This window comes from Roseateles sp. P5_B10 (genome assembly GCF_056400485.1).
Map to the genome: position 1 here is coordinate 1 of NZ_JBFULE010000563.1, position 3,542 is coordinate 3,542.

Sequence of the window (3,542 nt, forward strand, 5' to 3'; positions counted from 1 at the left end):
GTGTCCAGACCCTCGARGACCAGGTCCTCGTGGTCGGCCAGCGCGCCGGCCTCGAAGCCCAGCCGCCAGGCCCAGCGGCGCTCGCCGACCCAGCGCACCTCGGTCTCGTTCATGCCGTAGAAGGGATCGGGAATGCGCCCGGCCGCCAGCAACGCGCCATGGGCCGTGCCGGGCACTGTGGCCGGCAGCCAGGCATCAGCGGGCAGAGCCGACAGCGCCGGCCCGCCAAGGCCCTCGGGCGCCTCGGCCAGCAGCCAGTCGTCGTGCAGATCGATCAGTCGTTCAGGGCTCACGTGTCGGAGTCGTTGCGGTTGCGTTGCACACCAGCCCGCGGCGGGAGACCCCGAGCCGAACGGCACGCTTCGCCGATCAGCCTCTGCGCCGCGCCTCAACGCGGCCGCGGCTTGTCTCCTGCTTCGCCACAAGCAAAGCTAAACATTGTTCTGTTGCGCATTCTGTTTCTCTACGACAACGCTAGCACTCGGGGATATTCCTGATGTTTTCTGGAAGAGACAGTCAACACAGCCGCTCAACTGCCGCACATAATCCCGTCCGTTTAGTAAACAACAACGAGACAAAGTGGCCAAGCCGGCCACGCGCTTCCCCCGCAATGAAAGCCCTGCTCACCCAGGCGGCGCTGGTCCTCGGTCTCGCTGCCGGCGTGCCACTCGCCCACGCCGCCCGCCTGGTCATCTGGATGGTGGGCGACGACAAGACGCCTCAGGTCATGCAGCCGGCCGTCGCCGCTTTCCGCTCCACCCATCCGGATGTCACCGTGGAAGTGCGCGACGTGCCCTGGGCTGACGCGATGACCAAGTACTCCGCGGCACTGGCCAGCCGGCGTGGGCCCGATCTCGTCACCGGCAGCACCTCCTACGCGATCGCGCTCGGCGCCAAGGGCGCTCTGGTCGACCTGAACCAGGCTGCGCCCGACCTCGCCCGCCAGCTCGAACAGCACGCCAACCCCGGCGCGCTGCGCGCCATCCGCCGCCCGGACGGCCGCCTCTACGGTGCCCCCTTCGACATGCATGTGCAGCTGCAGTACTACCGCAGCGACCTGGCTGCCGAGGCACCCGGAGACTGGGAAAGCTTCATCCGTGTCGCCCGCGCGCAACGCGCCCAGGGACACGGCTTTGCACAGCAATGGGGCAATACCAGCTGGCTGGGCTTCTACCCTTACCTGCGCCAGGCCGGCGGCGCGGTCTACGACGCCAACTGCGCACGCGCCGTCATCGACAGCCCCGAGGCCGTGCGTGCGCTGACCTATTACGCGCGCCTGTACCGCGAGCTGCAAGCGCCCACCGATGGCTGGCCCGACGCCGACGGCGGCCTGGAAAGCGGCGCCTACGGGTTGATGCAGTCCGGCACCTGGCTGCTGTCGCGAATGGACATGGTTCACAAGGGCCTGGTCGGGCGGTGGGCCGCCGCGCCGCTGCCCATCGGCCCGACGGGCAAGCGCACCGCAGTGCTGGGCGGCACGGTGCTGGCCATCACACGCTTCTCGCCCAATCGCGAGCTGGCACTGGACTTCATGCGCACCGTCTACCAGCCCGAGGTCACGCGCCGCATGGCCGAGGCCGCATTGGCCTACGGCGGCATGTGGCTGCCCTCCGGCCGGCAGGATCAGATCGCCACCCTGCCCCTGCCCCACCGCGAGGCGCTGCTGACCCAGCTCGCCGACGCCGAGGGCCCGCCGCCCTGCCCCGCATGGATGCGCCAGGACTACATCGTCACCCGCGCCGTGCAGCGCGTCGTGCTGGCCGGCGGCGACCCACAGGTGGAGCTGAGCCGCGCGGCCGCCGTCATGAACCGTGCACTGGCAGCATTGGGAGCGCAGCCATGATCTGGCGCCGCCATGGCCGTGACATGTTGCTCGTCGCGCCCTTCTTTGCCCTGTTCGGCCTGTTCGGCGTCTGGCCCGTGTTGCGCTCCGCCTGGCTGAGCTTCACCGACTACCACGCCACCGACGCCCCCAACTGGATCGGCCTGCGCAACTACGCCGAGCTCTTCGCCGACGAGCGCTTCTGGACGGCGCTGGGCAACACCGCCACCTACATGGCCTCGGTGTCGGTCATCGCCGTGCTGCTGGGCCTGGTGCTGGCGCTGAACTTCGGCAGCAACTCGCGGCTGCACCAGTGGGTGCGCGTGGCCTTCTTCCTGCCGGCCGTGGCCGGCGGCGTCGGCGCCATCTCAGCCTGGAAGTGGCTGGCCAACTCCGAGGCCTATGGCCTGTTCAACAGCATCCGCGCGGCCGTCGGCCTGGAGCCGGCGCGCTTCCTCGGTGACCCGCAATGGACGATGCCCGTTCTCGTCCTCGTCGGCGTCTGGTCGGTGCTCGGCTACAACCTCGTCATCTTCGTCGCCGGCCTGCGCGCCATCCCCGAAGAGCTCTACCAGGCCGCGCGTCTGGATGGTGCCTCACGCTGGCAGCAGCTGCTGCACATCACGCTGCCCAACCTGCGCCCCACACTGGTCTATGTGAGCGTGACCGGCATGATCGCCAGCTTCCAGGTCTTCTATGAGCCCTATCTGCTCTACGGCGCGGTCGAGACGCTCGGCGGCCCGCTGGACTCGGCGCTGATGCTGGTCACCTATCTCTTCGACCGGGGCTTTCGCCAGCTCGACTTGGGCCTGGCCTCGGCGGCCGCCTGGGTGCTGACGACGCTGCTGTTCGGCCTGACCTGGCTGAACCTCAAGCTGATCGGCCGGGAGGGCGGGCGAYGAAGTGGACTCGCCTCCTCCAGGCACCGCTGTGGCTGCTGGTGCCCGCCATGCTGCTGCCCTACTACTGGATGGCCGCCGGCGCCTTCAAGACCGTGGCCGAGCTGCTGCGCCAGCCGCCCACGCTGCTGCCCCACGCTCCCACGTCGCGCAACTTCTTCAACCCCGACTGGGCCGGTACCACGGCCGATCCGACCAAGCTCGCCGGCATCCTGCAGGTGCAGGTCGAGGGCCACGGCTTTTTGCGCTTTTATGCCAACAGCCTGCTCGTCACCATCGTCGTCACGGTCGTCAGCCTGCTGGCGGCGTCCCTCGTCGCCTTCGTGCTAACCAAGAAGCCCTTCCCCGGCAGCCGCTGGCTGTTCCGCGCGCTGCTGGTGTCGATGATGCTGCCGTGGGAAGTCACCATCGTGCCCAACTTCGTCACTGTGGCGCAGCTGGGCTGGATCAACACGTACGCCGCCTTGCTGGTGCCGGGCTTGGCCAAGGCCTTCGTCGTCTTCTACTTCCGCCAGGCCATGCTGAGCGTGCCCGATGAACTCATCAGCGCGGCGACCCTGGACGGCGCCGGCACGCTGCGCATCTGGTGGAGCGTCGTGCTGCCCATGCTGCGGCCAGCTCTGGCGGCCATTGCCATCCCTGTGGCGGTGGGCGAATGGAACAACTTCCTGTGGCCGCTGCTCGTCGTCAACGACGCGGCCACGCTGACCCTGCCGCTGCAACTCGGCAAGATGGCGGGCGACCTGAGCTTCAACCCGCAATCGGCCGCCGTGTTGATGGCGGGGTCGCTGCTCGCCTCGCTGCCGGCCGTCGTGCTCTTC

The 3,542-nt window shown here is 68.6% G+C and carries 4 protein-coding genes; 3 read left to right on the forward strand and 1 reads right to left on the reverse strand.

Annotated elements, in window-relative coordinates:
• Nucleotides 1–293: glycosyl hydrolase 2 galactose-binding domain-containing protein (locus AC1DU6_RS23835; protein WP_477860086.1), on the reverse strand; the 293-nt coding region annotated here is incomplete at its 3' end.
• A gap of 317 nt (nt 294–610) precedes the next feature.
• Between AC1DU6_RS23835 and AC1DU6_RS23840 the strand changes: the two genes are divergently transcribed.
• From AC1DU6_RS23840 to AC1DU6_RS23850, 3 genes are all read left to right on the forward strand, one after another.
• A complete protein-coding gene (locus AC1DU6_RS23840) occupies nt 611–1,843 on the forward strand; it encodes an extracellular solute-binding protein (protein ID WP_477860088.1) in 1,233 nt (410 codons plus the stop codon).
• Nucleotides 1,840–3,051, forward strand: a complete 1,212-nt coding sequence (locus AC1DU6_RS23845) for a carbohydrate ABC transporter permease (protein ID WP_477860090.1) — start codon at nt 1,840–1,842, stop codon at nt 3,049–3,051. The genes AC1DU6_RS23840 and AC1DU6_RS23845 overlap by 4 nt, the downstream gene beginning before the upstream one ends.
• Nucleotides 2,964–3,542: carbohydrate ABC transporter permease (locus AC1DU6_RS23850; protein WP_477860092.1), on the forward strand; the 579-nt coding region annotated here is incomplete at its 3' end. The genes AC1DU6_RS23845 and AC1DU6_RS23850, both read left to right, overlap by 88 nt.

What these genes read in the sequence shown, in the direction of transcription:
- AC1DU6_RS23840 (WP_477860088.1), top strand. Translation starts at nt 611, where the DNA reads ATGAAAGCCCTGCTCACCCAGGCGGCGCTGGTCCTCGGTCTCGCTGCC.